The sequence below is a fragment of the Rhizobium sp. C4 genome (assembly GCF_021026315.1).
Lineage (GTDB): Bacteria > Pseudomonadota > Alphaproteobacteria > Rhizobiales > Rhizobiaceae > Ensifer_A.
In genome coordinates this window covers 423,600-441,687 of sequence record NZ_JAJNCX010000003.1, presented here as the reverse complement: position 1 = coordinate 441,687, position 18,088 = coordinate 423,600, and the positions used below count along the sequence as shown (strand labels likewise).

Here is an 18,088-nt window from a genome sequence, read left to right as displayed (position 1 = left end):
CCCTCAGGCGTGCCCCATCTCGCTCGAAAGCCGGGACGGCGAAATGCCGAGGAGCGCCATGGCGCGTTCGTATTTCGTGTCCAGGTCCCAGTCGAAGATCAGCGCTTCGCTCGCCGGGCATGTCAGCCAGGCATTCTGGGCGATCTCGTTTTCGATCTGCCCGGCGCGCCAGCCGGCATAGCCGAGCAGCATGGTCGCCCGGCTGGGGCCTCGACCTGCCGAGATCGCACGGATGACGTCCTGCGTCGTGCTGAGGCACAGGTCTTCGCTCAGCGGGATCGAGGAATTGCAGTGATAGTCTTCGGAGTGAAGAACGAAGCCGCGCCCGTTGTCCACGGGGCCGCCGCACAGGACCGGAAACCGCGACACCGACGCCGGCAGGCGATCGACGGAATCGTCGGTCGCGATCTTCAGGTGCACGAGAATATCGGAGAAGGACACGTCCTGCGTCCGGTTGATGACGAAGCCCATAGCCCCGTCTTCGGAATGGGCGCAGACATAGACAACCGTGCGGACAAAATTGGGGTCGAGCATGGAGGGCATGGCGATCAGGAATTGACCGTCAAGGAACCCCTTGTCCTTTCTGCTTCCCATTCCCAGCATGTTCATCATGGGAGACAGCGTAGCAACTCGGTCGGAAATGAAAAGAGCGGCAGGCCATAATTTTTCGTGAACAGCCATCGCTCCGATCAAGTGAAATTGAATGCGCCGTGCGCAACTGGCTCTGGCGTCAGCAATGCCAAGGACTTATCGGTTTGCCATGATGAAGAGATTCACGACGCTCATAAACAGATTCATTCTCGTATCGGCTCTCGCCGCACTGCCCCTGCCCGCCTTGGCTGCGAGTTCCGACTGGATCGGCACCAAGGGTGGCAAGCTCAGGCTGGTGGCGCTGCCGCCGGATGCCGGAGGCACCATTCGCGGCTTTGTCGAGATCGCGCCGGATGATGGCTGGCACACCTATTGGAAAGTGCCGGGCAGCGGCGGCATTCCGCCACAGATCACGCTGAAGGACGGCGGCAATGTGCGGCTGGAGACGCTTGATTTTCCAGCACCTCGCGTCTTCGACGACGGGAAGCTGCGCGACTTCGGTTATGACGCCCGCGTCATGCTGCCGCTGACGCTGAAGCAGGAGAAGCCGGGCGAACTGTCGCAGGTCGATGCCTCGATCTTCATCGGTCTGTGCGCCGACATCTGCGTTCCCTTCCAGGCAGAGGTTTCGCTCAGGGTTTCGCCGGACGACAAGCCGAAGCCTGCGGAGGCTGCGCTGGTGAATGCGGCCAATGCGTTGCTTCCGGAGGCCCCGAGCGCGGATTTCGCCGTCGAGGACGCCAGGGCGACGGAGGACGGACAGGGTGCGGTGCTGAAGCTGCGTCTTCCTGCCGGCACGGACGCCGCAGCGACCGATCTTGTCATCGTGGCGCCGGATGGCCAGCCGCTCGGCAGGCCGAAACGGCTGACGACGGAACAGGGCGCGCTTGTGGCCGAGGTCAGGCAGCCCGGCGGCGGGACGGCTCCGCTGGCAGGCAAGTCGCTTGATGTCCTGGTGCTCGCCGGAAGCCGCGCCATGGAAACGACCGTCACCGTGAAATAGCAGGCGCCGTCACGATCCAGTCTCGCCTGAAATCCATATTACCGCTCGACGGTCAGGTCGCTTGCAATCGACCTGACGATCCGCTTTTATCCGCCCCGACTTCGCACCCGTACCAAACCCAAAACGAACGGAGAGACACCATGACCATCGAACCCGGCAGCCAGATCCCCGACGTCACCCTGATGGAGCGCACGCCCGACGGCCCTGCCAAGATTTCCTCGAAGGAATTCTTCGATGGCAAGCGCGTCGTGATCTTCGGCGTGCCCGGCGCCTTCACGCCCACCTGCTCGCTCAACCACCTGCCCGGCTACCTTGAGAACCGCGATGCGCTTCTCGCCAAGGGCGTCGACGACATCGCCGTCATCTCGGTCAACGATCACCACGTCATGGGCGCCTGGGCCAAGGCCACCGGCGCCGAAGGCAAGATCCGCTTCCTCGCCGACTGGGATGCCGCCTTCGCCAACGCGACGGGCCTTGCCAAGGACCTCAGCGCCGGCGGCCTCGGCGTCCGCTCCACCCGCTTCTCCATGCTCGTCGAAAACGGCGTGGTGAAGTTTGTCGAAGTCGAGGAAAACCCGGGCCAGGCGACCGTTTCGTCGGCTCAGGCAATGCTTGAGCGACTTTGAGGACAAAGCGCCCTTTCTCTCCTCGAGAGAAGGGGCGCCCTCATGCCGTGTTTGAACCGGCATGCAGCACGCGACGCGCATCGCGCGCGTTTTATTTGAGCGGGCCAAGTCATATTCTGACGACCGATACGACCTCAATTCATGTCATCACACCGTTCAAAAGACTGAATATTCTGATCGAGACCAGCTATCTCGCGGGTCCGCGAGCACAGTTCGAAATCGGTGTCTTATGAAGCCTCAGAGCAATCGCGATTTTCTGGAGTTCCACGCTCTCCCCACCCATGTCGTCATGCATCTCCTTGAGCGAGCCGACGAACTCGGGACCCACTGGGAGAACCGAACCATGCCGCAGACTTTGATCGGTCAGCGCGTTGGACTCATCGTGGACGACACCGGGTGGAGGAACACCACGGCCTTCGAACTTGGCGTGAAGGCTATGGGCGGAATCATCGTTCAGCCACCAATTTCCTTAAATTCCGGAGAGGTGACGTCAGATTTGGCGGGATATCTGGATAACTGGTTTGACCTCCTGATTGTCCGGACAAGACAACTCGCCACCCTAAAACAGCTCGCGGATGCAATGCGAACGCCGATTATCAACGCCCGGACGAGAACAAACCATCCATGCGAAACGCTGGGAGATTTGGCGTTTGTGAGAAAGATGCGGGGGTCGATAGAAGGACTGAAAGTTGTCGGGCTTGCGCCTGAAGCCAATATTTTGAGTTCCTGGGTCGAAGCCTCGAGGGCTATGCCGATTGAGGTTGTCCAGGTCTATCCGGCCCACTGGCACGTGAACGACTTCGCGCTGTTAAACCCGAATTTCACAACAAGCCAAGATATGCTTCATGTACTCGATGCGGATGTGATCTTCACCGACTCTTGGCCTGTCGGCGCGGATCACGCCGAGCTGTTGCCATATCAGGTCACACAGTCGCTTCTCGATCAATGCAAGAGCGATGCGCTTTTCCTACCCTGCCCGCCGGTGGCGAGAGGGCAGGAAGTTTCAAGCGAAGCAATGGAACATCATCTTTGCAAGAGCCGGTCAGCCAAGGCGTTCCTGCTTCACGCGCAGAACGCTCTTATGGAATGGGCAATCGGTTTGTGAGCGCCGCACATTCAAGCCATGGACATGGAGCATCAGGATCGTGGACCAAGTCCTGAAAAATGCGAGCTTAGTGTGCCGGGCCGGCCAGAGTTTGGGCTGTCGCGGAGCCGGTCACTCCCCCAGCCGCGAGGCCGTGACCACGGTCTGGTAGAGCGCTTCCACCTGCCGCGTGAGTTCGTCGGTATCGAAGAGTGGGGCGTTGTCGCGGGCAGCAACGAGGTGTTCACGCAGGTGCTTCAGGCGCGCCGGATCGCGCGCGAGCTCCAGCGCCATCGTCTCGAAGCCGGCGAGGTCCTCGGCCACCAGGTCCCGCAGGCCCACGGCATTCAGCAGGCTTTCGGAAACGCGGCCGGCAAAGCTCGAACCCTTGAAGGACAGCACCGGAACGCCGGCCCACAGCGCATCCGAGGTCGTCGTGTGGCCGTTGCAGGGGCCGGTATCGAGCGCGAGATCGGCCTGCGGCAGACGCCGAAGGTGATCGGCCATGGGCGCGAGATCGGCGAAGACCAGACGCTCGGGTGCAATGCCGCGCTTTTCGGCAGCAGCGCGCAGGTTCGACTGCGCCAGCGCGCCCATCGGGTAGAGCCACAGGACGGAATTCTCGACCGCCGAGAGGATGCGCATCCAGCTTTCGAAGACCGGAAGGCGGATCTTGGCGGCGTGGTTGAAGGCGGCAAAGACGATGGCGTCTTCCGGCAGGCCGTGGTCCGCGCGGCTCCCTGTCCGGCTCACGCGCTCGCGGGCGGCATCATTGCACTGGTAGGAGCCCGGAAGCCTCAGAAGCTTTTCCTGATAGAAGGGAATGCTGGTGTCCGGCGTCACGATATGGTCGGTGATGGCATACTGGATGCCCGCCCCCGTCACGGAGCCCGGATAGCCGAGCCAGGTCACCTGAATGGGCGCGGCGCGGCGGCAGAAGATGCCAAGGCGCGCGCCCTGCGTGAAGCCCTTGAGGTCGACCAACACATCAATGCCGAGGCTACGGATCGTTGCGGCAGCTTCGGCATCCGATTTGGTCAGGATATCGATATAGTAGTCGACCGTGTCGAGCATGCGCTCATGCATCGCATCCTCGCGGCGCGCCAGCGGCGTGTGGCAGAATGCGAAGATCTCAAAACGGTCGCGGTCATGCGCTTCCAGCACGCCTGCCAGCAGGGACATGGTTGCATGATCGTAGAAATCGCAGGAGAGATAGCCGACACGGATGATCTCGGGGTCCCTGCCCTCGATATTGGTGTCGAAACCGATGGCCGGCGCGACGGGGGGAAGCATGACATCGGCAGTGCGGCGGGCATAACGCGCCAAGAGCGCCTCGTCGCCCGTCCACATCAGCGCGCGGAAGGCGTTCTCCCGGATGTCGGCGACATCGCCCTCTTCCTCGTAGGCGGCCTCGAGTTCTGCCTGCAGCGCGGCCGAGGTTTCGAGATCGCAGACATTGGCGGCCGCCCAGAAATATTCGGAGAGCGCCAGCCGTTCGTCGGGGCGCTCCGCATGCGCCTTGGCAAGCGCGACAGAGGCCTCCTCGAAGAGGCCCACGCCATTCAGGATGATGCCGGCCGAAAGCGCCGCGTCAAAATCCTTCGCCGTCTTCGCAAGCGCCACGGCCGCATCGCGCGCCAGACCATATTCGCCCATCTCGCGCGCCAGTCCGCAAAGGCTTTGCAGGAGATCGGGATCGTCCGGCATCAGCGGCAGGATCGCCGCCAGGACCTTGAAGGCAAGCGGACGTTCGCCAAGCTCTTCAAACAGGCTGGCCGCCCGGAAGGCGATGTCCTTCCTGCGATCGGCGGCCTTGCCGGCGGCCTCGGCATAGAGCATCGCCGCCTTGCGCTTCTCGGCCGCCTGTTCGAGGATGGTTGCGGAGAGCAGTAGGATATCGGCGTCGTCACGACTGACGGAGAGAACCCTGTCGCAGACGGCAAGCGCCAGCGTCGCATTGCCCGACCGGAATGCCGCGAGCGCCTGTTCGTAGATCTCGGATGCCAAGGCCCGCAGCCCTCCCCTGCAAATTGGCGGCCAGCATAGGGGCAAGGTCTTGTGTCAGGCTGTGCCTAAGTAGAACTTGGAATCGACCGTATTTTGAGCAGCCGATTTAGGCAGCTCGGATGGCGGCAACAGAAAATGAAGAGCGAGGCCGAGAAGCGACAGAATTACAATGATCGAATAAGGCAAATGAACAAATGTCTGTAGCGCCACCCGAATAAGACGGCGCATTGGATTCCGTGGCCTGTTCTCAGATCTGTCGCGGCGATTTCTTTCATATTCATATATCGGCTCATCCTGTGCGTACGAACGGAACCAAGAATTATATATTTGAAAAGGATCTGGATTCTTTATAAAAATGTCCTGGTCGCCACGGAAATACGCTTCAATTACTCTAATTCTGTCAGCCAAGGCATACTGGAATAATTTCCATTTTGCCTCCAGGTACCAAACCATCAACGACACTATTATCAACGATGCGTGGATATAGAGGTAAACGAGGCCCGCCTCCTTCAATGAGAAAACAAGACCCAAAAAGGAACCGCTCGCCATCCATCCTTTGATCGTGATCGACCGTCGGTCAAAATCTTCGTACTGCCCTTGAAGAAAAAGATACTCGTCTTTCAGAAAAGCGCGGCGTTCCTTGTCATCAATCTCCATGAGAACCTCCAAAAAACGTAACCCCGATATCACAACATCCCTGAGTTGAGATCAAGTGTAATGTTCCGCGTTACTGGCCATCGCAAACGAAAACGCCCGGAGCGCGGGGCTCCGGGCGAATGGGTCCGGTGACGCGGACTGGAGGCAAACATGCGTCACCGGTCTGCTAGTGGCGAAAGCGGGATCAGGGGTTACCCCGCCTTTGCCATGTCTTCCCTGATGAGAGAACGCAATACATCGATGGGTTTCAGGGACTGCCCATCGTCGAAATGCCAGTAGGTCCAGCCGTTGCAGGCATCCAGGCCCTGCACGCGCGCACCCACCTTGTGAATGGAGCCGGCTTCGGCCCCCGAAACCAGCGTTCCGTCGGCGCGCACGATGGCGTTGACGCGGCGCTTGGCGTCCGAGAGGATCGCGCCGGGCTTCAGGAGACCGGATTCGATCAGCGACACGAAGGCGACGCGGGGTTCGGCCTTCTTGCCGGTCATGACGGTCAGTTCGGTGGAGCCCAGCGGCTCGACGGCGGCGATGCGGGCAGACGCCGCATCGATATAGTCCTGCTCGCGCTCGATGCCGACGAAGTTGCGGCCGAGACGCTTGGCGACAGCACCCGTCGTGCCGGTGCCGAAGAAGGGGTCGAGCACGACGTCGCCGGGCTTGGTAGAAGACATGAGCACGCGGGCCAGCAGCGCTTCCGGCTTCTGGGTCGGATGAACCTTGTCGCCGTCGTCGTTCTTCAGGCGCTCGCCGCCATTGCAGATCGGGAACAGCCAGTCGGAGCGCATCTGCACGTCTTCGTTGGCGGCCTTCATCGCCTCGTAATTGAACGTATAGGCCTTGGCATTGGCGTCGCGCGAGGCCCAGATCATGGTCTCATGCGCGTTCTGGAACCGGCGTCCCTTGAAATTGGGCATGGGGTTCGTCTTGCGCCAGACGATGTCGTTCAAAATCCAGAAATTCAAATCCTGCATGATGGCGCCAACACGGAAAATATTATGATAGGAGCCGATGACCCAGATCGTTCCATTCGGCTTGAGGACGCGGCGGCAGGCCAGCAACCAGGCCCGCGTGAAGGCGTCATAGACCTCGAAGGACGCAAACTGGTCCCAGTGATCATCGCAGGCATCGACCTTGGACTGGTCGGGCCGGGTCAAAGCGCCGCCGAGCTGAAGATTATACGGCGGGTCGGCGAAAATGACGTCGACGGATTTGTCCGGAAGCGCCTCGAGCGCCGCCACACAGTCACCCTTGATGATCGTATTGAGCCAGTTGCGACTTTCCGGACGGCCGGAAACCTCGCCAAGCGAAAGAACTGCAGACATCGGATACTCTTGGTTACGCTTACTCGGAACACTTCAAGACACATCGAAACAGATGCGCTTAACTCCCGGTTAGGGTTACTGATTTTGGTTACCAAAAGCTGAAAGAGGGGCGGGTTTTCGGAAATAAAGTGGCGCTCTGCCCAACAATCGGACGAAGACCGCCACAAGGCTCATGCGGCAAGCTCTCGAAAAAGTACATTATATATATAGACTAATTAGAAATATGATTTCTGGCGCGGCGGCGCCCGAGCGGGAAAGCTGGACATGTCGCATTTTCGCCGGATCATCCCGATCCGAAAGAGAGAAGGAACCAGATATGACCGCACATGCCGCAAGCTCCCCCTACTCCGCCGCATCCGCGCCCGTGGCACGGACATTCCGGACCGATCACTATCGTTTCATCCAGGTGCGCCGCGCCTCACCCTTTGTCGGGGCCCATATTTCAGGCATCGATCTTTCGCAGCGGGTCAGCGATGCGGCGTTTTCCGAAATCGAGGCGGCGCTCGCGGCCCATGGGGTCATCTTTTTCCGCGATCAGGATCTGACGCCGGAACAGCATATTGCGCTGGCTGCCAGGTTTGGCGACATCGACGTGAACCGCTTCTTCCGCCAGGTCGAGGGCTATCCGGAAATCGCAGAGGTGCGCAAGGAAGCCGGGCAGAAGACCAATATCGGCGGCGGCTGGCACACCGATCACAGCTATGATCAGGTCCCCGCAACCGCCTCGCTGCTCTATGCACGCGAACTGCCGGAGCTGGGCGGCGACACGATCTTTGCCAGCACGGTTGCCGCCTTCGAGGCGCTTTCGCCGGGCCTGCAAAAAACGCTGGAAACGCTCGACGCCTTCCATTCCAGCCGGCATGTCTTCGGCGCGGCTGCGCGGGCGAAGGCCAATAACGACCTTGGCGAACGGATCGGTAATTCGGAACTGGCGACGCAGGATGCAATTCACCCCGTGGCCTTCCGGCATCCCGTCACCGGCGACAGGTCGCTCTATGTCAATCCGGGCTTCACGTTGCGCATCAACGGCTGGACGGAAGCGGAATCGCAAGGGTTGCTATCATCCCTCTACGAGCACATCAAGAAGCCGGAATTTGCCCATCGCTTTGCCTGGGAGGTCGGCTCGCTTGCCATCTGGGACAATCGCACCACCTGGCATCTCGCCGTGAACGACTATTCCGGCGAACGCCGCCTGCTGCACCGTATCACGGTTCGGGGTCGCTGACCCCGCAAACCCAACGGTGCGCCCGCGAAGTCGGTTCTTCCTCGCCGGCTTCGCGGGAGGTGGGACACTAGATTTCAGATGCAGCGATATCGCCGGCGCTTGCAGAATACGCCCTTGCTTCGGCCTCAAGCGCCGCCCAGTCATCCGGTGGATGGCCATTCTTCAACATCCGCGCGAAGACGGCATAGGCATCGGTCTTGCTGCCATAGGCGCGCTTGGTCTTCTCGTCATTCAGCCAGGCGAGCACGACGATCTTCCGCTCCTCGTGATAGCGGAAGAAGAGGCGGTACTGCTGGACATATTTGCCGCGAAACCAGTGCTTGTAGGCATCGCCCAGCGTCGTCCCCTGCCGGAATTTCGGGTCGGCGGGGTTGGCTGGAATTTCCTCGAAGGCCATTTTGCGGGTGGCGGCCAGCAGCTTCGAAGCACGCTTCTGGCGATAATTCTCCGGGTCTGCAGCGCGAGCCTTGCGAACATCCGCCATCATGGCGTCGAGCGCGTCGACGAAAAGCGGGTGAAGATAGATCGTCCAGCCGTTGATCGTCAGATCAGTCATCGGGAAGCGGCGCGTCCAGATCGACCTCAACGCCTTCGATCAGCGTGTCGATCTCGTGGAGGAGGTTCGCATCGAGCGGCTTGATGGCCGCATTTTTCGGGATGTCCCGTTCCAGAAAGGCAAGGAATTCATCGAGAACCGGGTCGCTCTCGTCCGCCTCGCGCTTCGGCTCGATCACGACAGTGCCATCGGCGAGGCCCTTGAAGACAATGCCGCCCTTCCTCACACCGAGCATCTTGCGGATGGCCGCAGGCACGGTCGTCTGTCCACGCTCGGTGATGGTGGCGTCGATTTCAATGGTTGCGCGGCTCGCCATGACGGGCTCCTTTTGATCTGAAGGTAATGCAAATGCATTGCATCGTCAATCATTCAGGCCCTCAACGCCCCCGCAGCAGCCTCTGACACTGCTTCGCCCAGCGTCTTGAGCAGACCCGACGGCAGGCGGCTGACCTGCCAGAAGAGTGGGGTGTCCAGCGCTGCGCCGGCGACGAGTTCGACGAGGCGACCTTGCGCGAGATCGTCGGTCACCAGCATATCGGGATTGCAGCCCCAGCCGAGGCCGAGGCGGCAGGCGATGACGAAGCCTTGCGGGGACGGGACCCAGTTGAGCGGGGGCGCGAGGTCGCGCCCGAAATGTCGTTGCATCCACTGGCTTTGCAGACGGTCCTTGCGGTTGAAAGAGAGCGATGGGGCTAGCGCCAGTGTTTCGGGCGTGACGCCGTCAGCGAAACGTCGTGCCATGAAATCGGGGCTAGCGGTGGCGCGGTAGCGAAGCGCGCCCAGCGGCTTTACCCGGCAGCCCTGCACCGGCTTGTCCTCAGAGGTGACGGCGGCCAGCACCTCACCGCGACGCAGCCATTCCGCCGTATGGTCCTGATCATCTACCTTGATTTCGATGAGATGGCCGGTCTTCTGCGAAAACTCGCTGACGGCAGAGAGAAACCAGGAGTCCAGACTGTCGGCATTGACGGCGACGGGAATTGTCGCCCTGCCCTCACCTTCGAGGCTGAGGCCCGGCAGGTCAGCGGCAAGCTCGCCTTCCAGCGCCGAGACGGCATCGAAATGCCGGCAGAGCGCACGGCCCTGCGGCGTCGGCTCGGCCGGCTGGCCGCGACGGACGAGAACCGCACCCACCTTCTCCTCCAATGCCTTGATCCGCTGCGAGACGGCCGAGGGCGTGACGTGAAGGGCAAGCGCCGCCCGCTCGAAGCTTCCCTCGCGGACGACGGCGGCGAGTGCTGCCAAGGCGGCGTAATCCAGCATCTTCAGTTTTCCTAATCCAGATTTAGAAAAGTTAGTTTTACTGAAGCGCAGATCTCGGCGAGAAGGCAAGCCTCATCACGCGGGTTTCTCATGCTGTCCATCTTCGCCACCGGCTTTGCCACCAGTCTCGGCCTCATCGTCGCCATCGGCGCGCAGAACGCGTTTCTGCTGCGGCAGGGGCTGCGGCGCGAGCATGTCTTCGTGCTCTCCTCCATCTGCGCGGTCTCGGATGCGCTGCTGATTTCTGCCGGGGTGGCAGGCTTCGGGGCAGCCATGCAGGCGCTGCCCTGGCTTGAGCCGGTGATGCGGTATGGCGGGGCGGCCTTTGTCGCGCTTTATGGGCTGAAAAGCCTGTGGTCGGCCTTTCATGTCGCGGGAGGGCTGAGCCCCGCCGACGCTCCGGCCATGCCGCTGAAGACAGCCGTGCTCACCTGCCTTGCCTTCACCTGGGCCAATCCACATTGCTATCTCGACACGGTCGTGTTCGTCGGGTCGATTTCGACGCGTTTTGCGCCAAACCAGTGGATCTTCGGCGCGGGTGCGGCGACCGCCTCGCTCGTCTTCTTCTTTGCGCTCGGCTATGGCGCCCGGCTGGCGGCGCCGCTGATGGCGCGGCCCTCCGCCTGGCGCGTGCTCGATGCGGGCATCGGCATGATCATGGGCGCCATTGCCATTCGCCTTGTCACGCTCGGCTGAACGTTAACTTTTCTTCACATTGGCATTTGCCCTCTTTACGTCCGAATTGTTATATCATAACACGTAACAATATAACGTTCAGGACTTCAGCATGCATTCGCCAGTAACTCCGCCCCGCGCCTTCAACGCGCGCGTCAGCCTTCTGCAGCATTCGGCGCTCATCCGCGTCGGGCTTGCGGTGCTGGCCATCGGCGGGTTGTGGCTCACCATTGCCTGGGCAATTGCGCTGTCATGACCAGCCCAGCCATCTCGCTTGAGAACCTGACCGTCACCTATAACCGGCACCCGGCCGTCCACCATGTCTCCGGCGCGCTCGCACGCGGCAGCCTGACGGCGATTGCGGGGCCGAACGGGGCCGGCAAGTCGACGCTGCTGCGCGCCATCATGGGTGAGCTGAAGCCGGCGGAGGGCTCCATCCGGCGCTCGGTGCCGAGCCGCGACTACGGCTACCTGCCGCAGGCGGCCGATATCAATCGCCGCTTTCCGGTCTCCGTGATGGACATCGTCGTCACCGGCGCCTGGAAGCGTGTCGGCGCTTTTGGCGGCATCGGGCGGGCGGAGCGGCAGAAGGCGTCCGAGGCGCTGGTTGCCGTGGGTCTCGAAGGCTTCGAGGCGCGGCCGATCGGCTCGCTTTCGGCCGGCCAGTTCCAGCGCACGCTCTTTGCACGACTTCTGCTGCAGGACGCCTCCGTCATCATTCTGGACGAACCTTTCACCGCCATCGACAGCCGCACGACGCAGGATCTCATCGACATCGTGCTGCGCTGGCATGGCGAAGGCCGCACCGTGGTTGCCGTCCTGCACGACCACGAACAGGTGCGGGCGCATTTTCCGCAAACACTGCTGATCGCGCGCGAACTCATTGGCTGGGGTCCGACCGAGGAGGTCATGACGGCGCAAAACCTGAAGCAGGCGCGCGCACTTGCCGAGCGCTGGGACGAGACTGCCCCGGTCTGTGAGGTTCCGGCATGAGCGCCTACGATCTCCTCATCGCACCCTTCATGGATTATGGCTTCATGCGCCGCGCGCTGGTCGCGTGCCTGTGCCTGGCGCTGGGTGCGGCTCCCATCGGCACCTTCCTCTCCATGCGTCGCATGAGCCTGATGGGCGATGCGCTGAGCCATGCCGTCCTTCCGGGCGCGGCCATCGGCTATCTCGTCGCCGGCTCGCTGTCGCTGACGGCGATGGGGATTGGCGGGCTGATCGCCGGTCTCTCAGTCGCGCTGCTGGCCGGCGTTGTCAGCCGCATGACGGTGTTGCAGGAAGATGCGAGCTTTGCCAGCTTCTACCTGATTTCGCTGGCGGTCGGCGTGCTCATCGTGTCGCTGCGCGGCTCGAATATCGATCTGCTGCATGTGCTCTTCGGCACGATCCTCGCCATCGACAACGATGCGCTGATGCTGATCGGCACGATCACATCGCTGACGCTGGTCGCGCTGGCGCTGCTTTACCGGCCGCTGGTCATCGATTGCTTCGATCCCGGTTTCCTGCGCGCCGTCGGCGGGCGCGGGCCGCTCATCCATGCGCTGTTCATGCTGATGGTCGTGCTCAATCTGGTTGCAAGCTTCCAGGCGCTCGGGACGCTGATGGCGGTCGGCCTGATGATGCTGCCGGCGGCGATTGCGCAGCTCTGGGCGCGGACGCTTCCCGCCATGCTCGCCATCTCGGTCGTGACGGCCTTCGTCTCCGGCTATGCGGGGCTGATTGCCTCCTACCATCTCGAACTGGCCTCCGGTCCCACCATCATCGTTGCGGCGGCGATCATCTATGTCGTCTCGCTCGTCGCAGCCCCATCAGGCCTGATGAGCCGGTACATCCGCCGGCCGCATCTCGCCAACTGATCCGATTTCTCAACTGAACAGGGAGTTTTGCTCATGCAGAAACGTCTTCTCCTCCTCGGCCTCGCCCTTCCGTTTGCCTTTGCCGGCGCGGCCTCGGCCAAGGACCTCAACGTGGTGGCCTCGTTCACCGTGCTCGCAGACGTCGTCCATCAGGTCGGCGGCGACAAGGTCAAGGTGACGAGCCTCGTCCAGCCGAACGGCGACCCCCATGAATTCCAGCCCTCGCCGGCCGACGCCAAGCATCTGAAGGCCGCCGATGTCGTCTTCGTTTCGGGCGAAGGCCTGGAAGGCTGGATGGACCGCCTGATCTCGGCCTCCGGTTACCAAGGCAAGCCGGTGACGGTTTCGGAAGGCGTTTCGCTGCACAAGATGGAAGAGGACGGCAAGACCGTCACCGATCCGCATGTCTGGAACAGCCCGGTCAACGTCAAGGTCTGGGTGAAGAATATCGAAGCAGCACTCAAGGCTGCCGATCCGGAAGATGCTGCCGTCTTCACGGCCAATGCCGATGCCTACCAGAAGAAGCTCGATGCGATGAACACCTATGCGCATCAGAAGATCGACACGATCCCGGAAGATCGCCGCAAGGTTCTGACGAGCCATGACGCGTTCGGCTATTTCGGCGCCGAATACAAGGTGAAGTTCCTGTCGCCGCTCGGCGTTTCGACGGAAACCGAAGCCTCGGCCGCCAACGTCGCCAAGCTGATCGACCAGATCAAATCGGAAGGCGTGAAAACCTACTTCTTCGAAAACTCCAACGATCCGCGTCTCGTCAAGCAGGTTGCCAAGGCCACCGGCGCGACCTCGGGCGGCGAACTCTATGTCGAGTCGCTGTCGAAGAAGGACGGCCCGGCTTCCACCTACGAGAAGATGTTCCGCTTCAACGTCGACCAGCTTTCCTCCGCGATGCAGAAGAACAGCTAAGACGGTTTTCAACGCGGTTCCGGACGATGACGGCTCCCGTGGGTCAGCCGGAACCGCAGATCTCGATCGACGGCATGGGTCCCTCCTCGCCGTCGGTCTGCCCCTCCCAGCCCCCCGGGAGGGGCACCCCTTCGGGTGGCTGTCCTTCAGCCTGTCATCACCTTTCGGCTGACGGCCAGGATCTCTTCCTGCATGTCGGCGCTCATCACGGCGCGCGCGAGCACCATGGCCCCGACGATCTGGGACAGGAACTGCCAGGCCTTCTCACCGTCTCCCAGCCGCTCGGCGATCTCCGCCTGCACCTGCTTCAATTGCTCCTCGAAGACCCGCCGCGTCGCTCCCGGCGCGCGCGCGACATCGGCCGCAAGCGTCGGCATGAGGCACCCGCTTTCGGGGTTGTCAATATGCGCGCGGCTGAGATAGCGCGCCAGTTCATCTGTCAGCCAGACATCGGCCGGACGGTCAGGGTTCTTGCCCCAGCGGGCACGGCTGCGCTCCATCTCGTTGACGATCACGGCATCCAGCAGCCCCGCCTTGGAGCCGAAATGGGCATAGACGGCGCCTGACGTGACGCCGGCGGCTTCTGCCAGCGCGTCGACGCCTGTGGCGGCAAAGCCCTTCTTCTTCGCAGCAGCACCGGCTGCCTTCAGCAAGTCGCGCCGCTTCTGATCCTTGTAGCCATCCTGGTAGCGCATGCGCGCCTCGCCTCCATCGTCCTTGACACTCACCAATTCTATCACATAACGTTCGTTATAGTAACGGTCGTTATCAGGGAGGAACCGATGACAGACCAGACCGGCCGGAAGGCAGCACTGATCATCGGCGCAGGCGATGCGACGGGCGCGGCCATTGCCCGGCGCTTTGCGCGTGGCGGCTATGCAGCTTGCGTGACCCGGCGTTCTGCCGACAAGCTTGCAGGGCTGGTGGAGGCGATCCGTGCGGAAGGCAGCGAAGCGCACGGCTTTGCAGCAGATGCCCGCAAGGAGGAGGACGTCGTGGCGCTGGTGGAGCGCATCGAGCGCGAGGTTGGGCCGATCGAGGTCATGGTCTTCAACATCGGCGCGAATGTCCCCTCCAGCATTCTGGAAGAAACGGCGCGGAAATATTTCAAGATCTGGGAAATGGCCTGTTTCAGCGCCTTCCTCACCGGGCGCGAGGTGGCCAAGCGCATGGTGGAGCGCGAGCGCGGCACGATCATCTTTACCGGCGCGACGGCCTCGCTGCGCGGTTCGGCCAATTTCGTGGCCTTTTCTGGCGCAAAACATGCGCTGAGAGCGCTGGCGCAGAGCATGGCGCGCGAGCTGCAGCCGAAGAACATCCATGTCGCCCATGTCGTCATTGATGGCGCCATCGACACCGATTTCATCCGCGAGACCTTCCCCGAGCGCTATGCGCTGAAGGATCAGGACGGCATTCTCAACCCCGATCACATCGCCGAAAACTACTGGCATCTGCATAGCCAGCCGCGCGACGCCTGGACGCATGAGCTTGATCTGCGCCCCTGGTCGGAACGCTGGTAAACTTTACACACGCAAGGACAACCCCATGAAACAGGTCGAATTCTTCTTCGATGTCGGCAGCCCCTTCAGCCATATCGCCTGGCGCGCCCTGCCCGAGATCGCCGCACGCAACGGTGCGGAGATCGTCTGGCGACCCATCCTGATCGGCGGCATCTTCAAGGCAACGGGCAATTCGAGCCCGGCGACGGTTCCGGCGAAATGGGACTATTCGAGCATCGACCTCTATCGATGGGCCGATTATTACCGCATCCCCTTCCAGATGAACCCGCATTTCCCGATCAACACGCTACCGCTGATGCGCGGCGCGACCGCCATGCTGCTGCGCGGACCGAAGCAGCTCGAAGCCTATCTCGACGCGATCTATCCGGCCATGTTCGAACAGCCGGTCAATCTCGGCGACGTGCAGGAGATCGGCAAGGTGCTCGCCCGCGCCGGCATCGACCCGCAGGCGCTGATGGCGGAGATCGGCACGGATGCGGTGAAAGACAAGCTGCGGACCGACACCGACGAGGCCGTTCAACGCGGCGTCTTCGGCGCACCGACCTTCTTTGTCGGCAAGGATATGTTCTGGGGTCAGGACCGGCTGATGTTTGTGGAGCGGGCGCTGAAGGGGTAGCGCCAAGCCATAAGTGTTGAGTTTTCCGCCCAATTGCCCCATCTTCTCTGTGTGAGGATTGGGCTGGCAATTGCCGAACGGAACCGCGAGATGAAACCGTCTGTCGCATTGGAACGACATCGTGAGGCGATCCGCCGGATTGTTGCGGCGCATCGGGCCTCCAACGCGCGGATCTTCGGCTCGGCTCTCACGGGTCTCGATGGCGATGACAGCGATCTCGATATCATCGTGGATCCCTCGGACGAGATGACGCTTTTCGACATCGGTGCGATCCGGCACGAACTCGGCACACTGCTGGGCGTAGAGGTGGATGTCGTCACCCCGCTTGCCCTGCCGCAGTCGTTTCGAGACAGGGTCCTTGCCGAAGCGCTGGCGGTATGAGCGCAAAGCCTGCGAGAATTTCTTCCTATCTCGGCCATATTCATGAGGCTATCGGACGTATCGAAGCCTATATCCATGGCGTGACGCTGGACGAGTTCGTTTCGAACAGGCTGGTCCAGGATGCGGACATCAGAAATCTGGAGATTATCGGAGAAGCGAGCCGGAACATCCTGAAGATCGAGCCGCGCTTCGAGCAGGACCATCCAGACATCGAACTCTCTTCAGCCTACCAGATGCGGAACGCGCTGGCGCATGGCTATTTCAGCGTCGATATCGCGATGGTTTGGCGGACCGTCACCAATGACCTGCCGAAACTGAAAATCGCAATCGCCACGATCCAGCGATAAGCCCCCTCACCGTGTCTTGAACGGCGCCATGCCCATGCGCGCCAGTTCATCGGCGCGTTCGTTCTCCGGGTGGCCGGCATGGCCTTTCACCCAGTGGAGCGTTACCTTGTGGCGATCGCGGGCGGCTTCCAGCGCCTGCCAGAGTTCGGCGTTCTTGACCGGCTTCTTGTCGGCGGTCTTCCAGCCGTTTTTCTTCCAGCCGAAAATCCACTTGGAAATGCCGTCCTTCACATAGGCGCTGTCGGTGTAGAGATCGACCTCACAGGGGCTCTTCAGGGCGTTCAGCGCTTCGATGGCGGCCATCAGTTCCATCCGGTTGTTGGTCGTCTCGGCCTCGCCACCGGACATTTCCTTTTCCTTGTCGCCATAGCGCAGGATCGCGCCCCAGCCACCGGGGCCGGGATTGCCCGAGCAGGCGCCATCGGTGAAAATATCGACATGCTTCATTGTATTGCTTTCTTACAGGCCATAGTCGGCGGCGCTTTTGACATGCGCGTGGAAGCGCAGCTTGCGCAGATATTCGAGCGGGTCCTTCTTGACCACCAGCGCACCGGGCGGCGTTTCCAGCCAGTCGAACAGGCGGGTCAGGAAGAAGCGCAGTGCCGAGCCGCGCGCCAGGATCGGAAGGGCTGCGATCTCCTCGGCTGAGAGCGGGCGGACCTCCTGATAGCCTTCCAGCAGCGCCATGCCCTTGGTGAGGTTGAAGGAGCCGTCCTTCTCGAAACACCAGGCATTCAGGCAGATCGCCACATCATAAACGAGGAAATCGTTGCAGGCGAAGTAGAAGTCGATCAGCCCGGAAAAGGCCTCGCCGAGGAAGAAGACATTGTCCGGGAAGGCGTCGGCATGGATTACGCCCGTCGGCAGGTCTTTCGGCCAGTTGGCTTCGAGGAAGGCAAGCTCGGCGGGGATTTCATCGCGCAGCGTCGCATCGATCTCGTGCACTCGCGCCTCCGACTTGTCCCAGAGCGGCCGCCAGCCGGAGACTGAAAGCGCATTGGGCCGGGTGATCTCGAAACCCTCGCCGGCCAGATGCATGGCGGCAATCGCCTTGCCGGTCTCGCGGCAATGGGCAACCGTTGGCTTGCGCGGCCACATGCCCTCGAGAAAGGTCACCATGGCAGCCGGCCGGCCCGCGAGCTGACCCAGCATGCCGCCATCCTTGCGGATCAGCGGCAGCGGGCAGGAAAGCCCATGCTTCGCCAGATGCTGCATGAGGCCGAGGAAGAAGGGCAGATCATTGGGATCGACGCGCTTTTCATAGAGCGTCAGGATGAAGGAGCCCTGTGTCGTGTGGAGCAGGAAATTCGAGTTCTCGACGCCTTCCGCGATCCCCTTGTAGGACAGCAGAGTGCCGGCGTCATAGTCGCTCAGGAAAGCGGAGAGTTCATCTTCCGAGATGTCGGTGTAAACGGCCAAGGCGGGTTCC

Annotated in this window: 23 protein-coding genes; 13 read left to right on the top strand and 10 right to left on the bottom strand. The window is 61.6% G+C overall.

Going from position 1 to position 18,088, the window contains the following annotated elements; all coding sequences use genetic code 11:
• Positions 1 to 3 precede the first annotated feature (3 nt).
• Positions 4 to 609, bottom strand: a complete 606-nt coding sequence (locus LQK84_RS08565) for a YqgE/AlgH family protein (RefSeq protein WP_442966930.1) — start codon at positions 607 to 609, stop codon at positions 4 to 6.
• A gap of 151 nt (positions 610 to 760) precedes the next feature.
• Here LQK84_RS08565 and LQK84_RS08560 point away from each other — a divergent pair, with 151 nt between their 5' ends.
• From LQK84_RS08560 to LQK84_RS08550, 3 genes are all read left to right on the top strand, one after another.
• Positions 761 to 1,594, top strand: a complete 834-nt coding sequence (locus LQK84_RS08560; RefSeq protein ID WP_230828267.1) for a protein-disulfide reductase DsbD domain-containing protein — start codon at positions 761 to 763, stop codon at positions 1,592 to 1,594.
• A gap of 140 nt (positions 1,595 to 1,734) precedes the next feature.
• Entirely contained in the window at positions 1,735 to 2,220 is a 486-nt protein-coding gene (locus tag LQK84_RS08555; protein WP_230828266.1) for a peroxiredoxin, read from the top strand.
• A gap of 229 nt (positions 2,221 to 2,449) precedes the next feature.
• Positions 2,450 to 3,325 (top strand): ornithine carbamoyltransferase, encoded by an 876-nt coding sequence (locus tag LQK84_RS08550; protein ID WP_230828265.1) that lies wholly within the window; start codon positions 2,450 to 2,452, stop codon positions 3,323 to 3,325.
• A 111-nt stretch (positions 3,326 to 3,436) separates the two neighbouring features.
• On the opposite strand, the gene LQK84_RS08545 is transcribed toward LQK84_RS08550, so the two are convergent.
• The 3 genes from LQK84_RS08545 to LQK84_RS08535 form a co-directional block, all read right to left on the bottom strand.
• Positions 3,437 to 5,311: an O-linked N-acetylglucosamine transferase, SPINDLY family protein gene (locus LQK84_RS08545; RefSeq protein ID WP_230828264.1), complete on the bottom strand. Its 1,875-nt coding sequence runs from the start codon at positions 5,309 to 5,311 to the stop codon at positions 3,437 to 3,439.
• 54 nt (positions 5,312 to 5,365) lie between these two features.
• Positions 5,366 to 5,968 carry a hypothetical protein gene (locus tag LQK84_RS08540; protein ID WP_230828263.1) on the bottom strand — a complete coding sequence of 201 codons (603 nt, stop codon included), beginning with the start codon at positions 5,966 to 5,968 and terminating at the stop codon, positions 5,366 to 5,368.
• Between the two features lie 191 nt (positions 5,969 to 6,159).
• A complete protein-coding gene (locus LQK84_RS08535) occupies positions 6,160 to 7,290 on the bottom strand; it encodes a site-specific DNA-methyltransferase (protein ID WP_230828262.1) in 1,131 nt (376 codons plus the stop codon).
• Positions 7,291 to 7,606: 316 nt separating this feature from the next.
• On the opposite strand from LQK84_RS08535, the gene LQK84_RS08530 reads away from it, so the two are divergent.
• Positions 7,607 to 8,515, top strand: coding sequence for a TauD/TfdA dioxygenase family protein (locus LQK84_RS08530; protein ID WP_230828261.1), 909 nt, complete (start codon positions 7,607 to 7,609; stop codon positions 8,513 to 8,515).
• 67 nt (positions 8,516 to 8,582) lie between these two features.
• Here LQK84_RS08530 and LQK84_RS08525 read toward each other — a convergent pair whose 3' ends face one another.
• The 3 genes from LQK84_RS08525 to LQK84_RS08515 are packed head-to-tail and all read right to left on the bottom strand — an operon-like array spanning position 8,583 to position 10,334.
• Complete coding sequence (locus LQK84_RS08525) at positions 8,583 to 9,071, bottom strand: type II toxin-antitoxin system YhaV family toxin (protein WP_230828260.1); 489 nt, start codon at positions 9,069 to 9,071, stop codon at positions 8,583 to 8,585.
• Positions 9,064 to 9,387 carry a type II toxin-antitoxin system PrlF family antitoxin gene (locus LQK84_RS08520; protein WP_230828259.1) on the bottom strand — a complete coding sequence of 108 codons (324 nt, stop codon included), beginning with the start codon at positions 9,385 to 9,387 and terminating at the stop codon, positions 9,064 to 9,066. Before LQK84_RS08520 ends, LQK84_RS08525 begins: the two co-directional genes overlap by 8 nt.
• A gap of 53 nt (positions 9,388 to 9,440) precedes the next feature.
• Positions 9,441 to 10,334, bottom strand: coding sequence for a LysR family transcriptional regulator ArgP (locus LQK84_RS08515; protein WP_230828258.1), 894 nt, complete (start codon positions 10,332 to 10,334; stop codon positions 9,441 to 9,443).
• A gap of 90 nt (positions 10,335 to 10,424) precedes the next feature.
• Between LQK84_RS08515 and LQK84_RS08510 the strand changes: the two genes are divergently transcribed.
• From LQK84_RS08510 to LQK84_RS08490, 5 genes are all read left to right on the top strand, one after another.
• Positions 10,425 to 11,030 carry a LysE/ArgO family amino acid transporter gene (locus LQK84_RS08510; protein ID WP_230828257.1) on the top strand — a complete coding sequence of 202 codons (606 nt, stop codon included), beginning with the start codon at positions 10,425 to 10,427 and terminating at the stop codon, positions 11,028 to 11,030.
• Between the two features lie 91 nt (positions 11,031 to 11,121).
• Positions 11,122 to 11,265, top strand: a complete 144-nt coding sequence (locus tag LQK84_RS08505) for a hypothetical protein (RefSeq protein WP_230828256.1) — start codon at positions 11,122 to 11,124, stop codon at positions 11,263 to 11,265.
• Positions 11,262 to 12,002 carry a metal ABC transporter ATP-binding protein gene (locus LQK84_RS08500; RefSeq protein WP_230828255.1) on the top strand — a complete coding sequence of 247 codons (741 nt, stop codon included), beginning with the start codon at positions 11,262 to 11,264 and terminating at the stop codon, positions 12,000 to 12,002. Before LQK84_RS08505 ends, LQK84_RS08500 begins: the two co-directional genes overlap by 4 nt.
• Positions 11,999 to 12,871 carry a metal ABC transporter permease gene (locus LQK84_RS08495; RefSeq protein WP_230828254.1) on the top strand — a complete coding sequence of 291 codons (873 nt, stop codon included), beginning with the start codon at positions 11,999 to 12,001 and terminating at the stop codon, positions 12,869 to 12,871. The genes LQK84_RS08500 and LQK84_RS08495 overlap by 4 nt, the downstream gene beginning before the upstream one ends.
• A gap of 33 nt (positions 12,872 to 12,904) precedes the next feature.
• Positions 12,905 to 13,795, top strand: coding sequence for a metal ABC transporter substrate-binding protein (locus LQK84_RS08490; RefSeq protein WP_230828253.1), 891 nt, complete (start codon positions 12,905 to 12,907; stop codon positions 13,793 to 13,795).
• A 146-nt stretch (positions 13,796 to 13,941) separates the two neighbouring features.
• Here LQK84_RS08490 and LQK84_RS08485 read toward each other — a convergent pair whose 3' ends face one another.
• Entirely contained in the window at positions 13,942 to 14,523 is a 582-nt protein-coding gene (locus LQK84_RS08485; protein ID WP_230828252.1) for a TetR/AcrR family transcriptional regulator, read from the bottom strand.
• Between the two features lie 54 nt (positions 14,524 to 14,577).
• Here LQK84_RS08485 and LQK84_RS08480 point away from each other — a divergent pair, with 54 nt between their 5' ends.
• The 4 genes from LQK84_RS08480 to LQK84_RS08465 all read left to right on the top strand — a co-directional run bounded on the left by LQK84_RS08480 (position 14,578) and on the right by LQK84_RS08465 (position 16,659).
• Positions 14,578 to 15,315, top strand: a complete 738-nt coding sequence (locus tag LQK84_RS08480) for an SDR family oxidoreductase (protein ID WP_230828251.1) — start codon at positions 14,578 to 14,580, stop codon at positions 15,313 to 15,315.
• A 25-nt stretch (positions 15,316 to 15,340) separates the two neighbouring features.
• Complete coding sequence (locus tag LQK84_RS08475) at positions 15,341 to 15,931, top strand: 2-hydroxychromene-2-carboxylate isomerase (protein ID WP_230828250.1); 591 nt, start codon at positions 15,341 to 15,343, stop codon at positions 15,929 to 15,931.
• A 90-nt stretch (positions 15,932 to 16,021) separates the two neighbouring features.
• A complete protein-coding gene (locus LQK84_RS08470; RefSeq protein WP_230828249.1) occupies positions 16,022 to 16,312 on the top strand; it encodes a nucleotidyltransferase family protein in 291 nt (96 codons plus the stop codon).
• The gene (locus LQK84_RS08465) at positions 16,309 to 16,659 is read left to right on the top strand and encodes a HepT-like ribonuclease domain-containing protein (RefSeq protein WP_230828248.1); all 351 of its coding nucleotides are present in this window, start codon (positions 16,309 to 16,311) and stop codon (positions 16,657 to 16,659) included. The genes LQK84_RS08470 and LQK84_RS08465 overlap by 4 nt, the downstream gene beginning before the upstream one ends.
• Before the next feature lie 6 nt (positions 16,660 to 16,665).
• On the opposite strand, the gene rnhA is transcribed toward LQK84_RS08465, so the two are convergent.
• Positions 16,666 to 17,106, bottom strand: a complete 441-nt coding sequence (rnhA, locus tag LQK84_RS08460) for a ribonuclease HI (protein WP_112695044.1) — start codon at positions 17,104 to 17,106, stop codon at positions 16,666 to 16,668.
• Between the two features lie 12 nt (positions 17,107 to 17,118).
• Positions 17,119 to 18,078, bottom strand: coding sequence for a homoserine kinase (locus LQK84_RS08455; RefSeq protein WP_230828247.1), 960 nt, complete (start codon positions 18,076 to 18,078; stop codon positions 17,119 to 17,121).
• Between the last annotated feature and the right edge of the window lie 10 nt (positions 18,079 to 18,088).

What these genes read in the sequence shown, in the direction of transcription:
- rnhA (WP_112695044.1), bottom strand. Translation starts at nt 17,106, where the DNA reads ATGAAGCATGTCGATATTTTCACCGATGGCGCCTGCTCGGGCAATCCC.
- LQK84_RS08475 (WP_230828250.1), top strand. Translation starts at nt 15,341, where the DNA reads ATGAAACAGGTCGAATTCTTCTTCGATGTCGGCAGCCCCTTCAGCCAT.
- LQK84_RS08480 (WP_230828251.1), top strand. Translation starts at nt 14,578, where the DNA reads ATGACAGACCAGACCGGCCGGAAGGCAGCACTGATCATCGGCGCAGGC.
- LQK84_RS08470 (WP_230828249.1), top strand. Translation starts at nt 16,022, where the DNA reads ATGAAACCGTCTGTCGCATTGGAACGACATCGTGAGGCGATCCGCCGG.
- LQK84_RS08565 (WP_442966930.1), bottom strand. Translation starts at nt 609, where the DNA reads ATGAACATGCTGGGAATGGGAAGCAGAAAGGACAAGGGGTTCCTTGAC.
- LQK84_RS08540 (WP_230828263.1), bottom strand. Translation starts at nt 5,968, where the DNA reads ATGGAGATTGATGACAAGGAACGCCGCGCTTTTCTGAAAGACGAGTAT.
- LQK84_RS08505 (WP_230828256.1), top strand. Translation starts at nt 11,122, where the DNA reads ATGCATTCGCCAGTAACTCCGCCCCGCGCCTTCAACGCGCGCGTCAGC.
- LQK84_RS08510 (WP_230828257.1), top strand. Translation starts at nt 10,425, where the DNA reads ATGCTGTCCATCTTCGCCACCGGCTTTGCCACCAGTCTCGGCCTCATC.
- LQK84_RS08515 (WP_230828258.1), bottom strand. Translation starts at nt 10,334, where the DNA reads ATGCTGGATTACGCCGCCTTGGCAGCACTCGCCGCCGTCGTCCGCGAG.
- LQK84_RS08535 (WP_230828262.1), bottom strand. Translation starts at nt 7,290, where the DNA reads ATGTCTGCAGTTCTTTCGCTTGGCGAGGTTTCCGGCCGTCCGGAAAGT.
- LQK84_RS08520 (WP_230828259.1), bottom strand. Translation starts at nt 9,387, where the DNA reads ATGGCGAGCCGCGCAACCATTGAAATCGACGCCACCATCACCGAGCGT.
- LQK84_RS08560 (WP_230828267.1), top strand. Translation starts at nt 761, where the DNA reads ATGATGAAGAGATTCACGACGCTCATAAACAGATTCATTCTCGTATCG.
- LQK84_RS08525 (WP_230828260.1), bottom strand. Translation starts at nt 9,071, where the DNA reads ATGACTGATCTGACGATCAACGGCTGGACGATCTATCTTCACCCGCTT.
- LQK84_RS08495 (WP_230828254.1), top strand. Translation starts at nt 11,999, where the DNA reads ATGAGCGCCTACGATCTCCTCATCGCACCCTTCATGGATTATGGCTTC.
- LQK84_RS08550 (WP_230828265.1), top strand. Translation starts at nt 2,450, where the DNA reads ATGAAGCCTCAGAGCAATCGCGATTTTCTGGAGTTCCACGCTCTCCCC.
- LQK84_RS08500 (WP_230828255.1), top strand. Translation starts at nt 11,262, where the DNA reads ATGACCAGCCCAGCCATCTCGCTTGAGAACCTGACCGTCACCTATAAC.
- LQK84_RS08490 (WP_230828253.1), top strand. Translation starts at nt 12,905, where the DNA reads ATGCAGAAACGTCTTCTCCTCCTCGGCCTCGCCCTTCCGTTTGCCTTT.
- LQK84_RS08530 (WP_230828261.1), top strand. Translation starts at nt 7,607, where the DNA reads ATGACCGCACATGCCGCAAGCTCCCCCTACTCCGCCGCATCCGCGCCC.
- LQK84_RS08465 (WP_230828248.1), top strand. Translation starts at nt 16,309, where the DNA reads ATGAGCGCAAAGCCTGCGAGAATTTCTTCCTATCTCGGCCATATTCAT.
- LQK84_RS08555 (WP_230828266.1), top strand. Translation starts at nt 1,735, where the DNA reads ATGACCATCGAACCCGGCAGCCAGATCCCCGACGTCACCCTGATGGAG.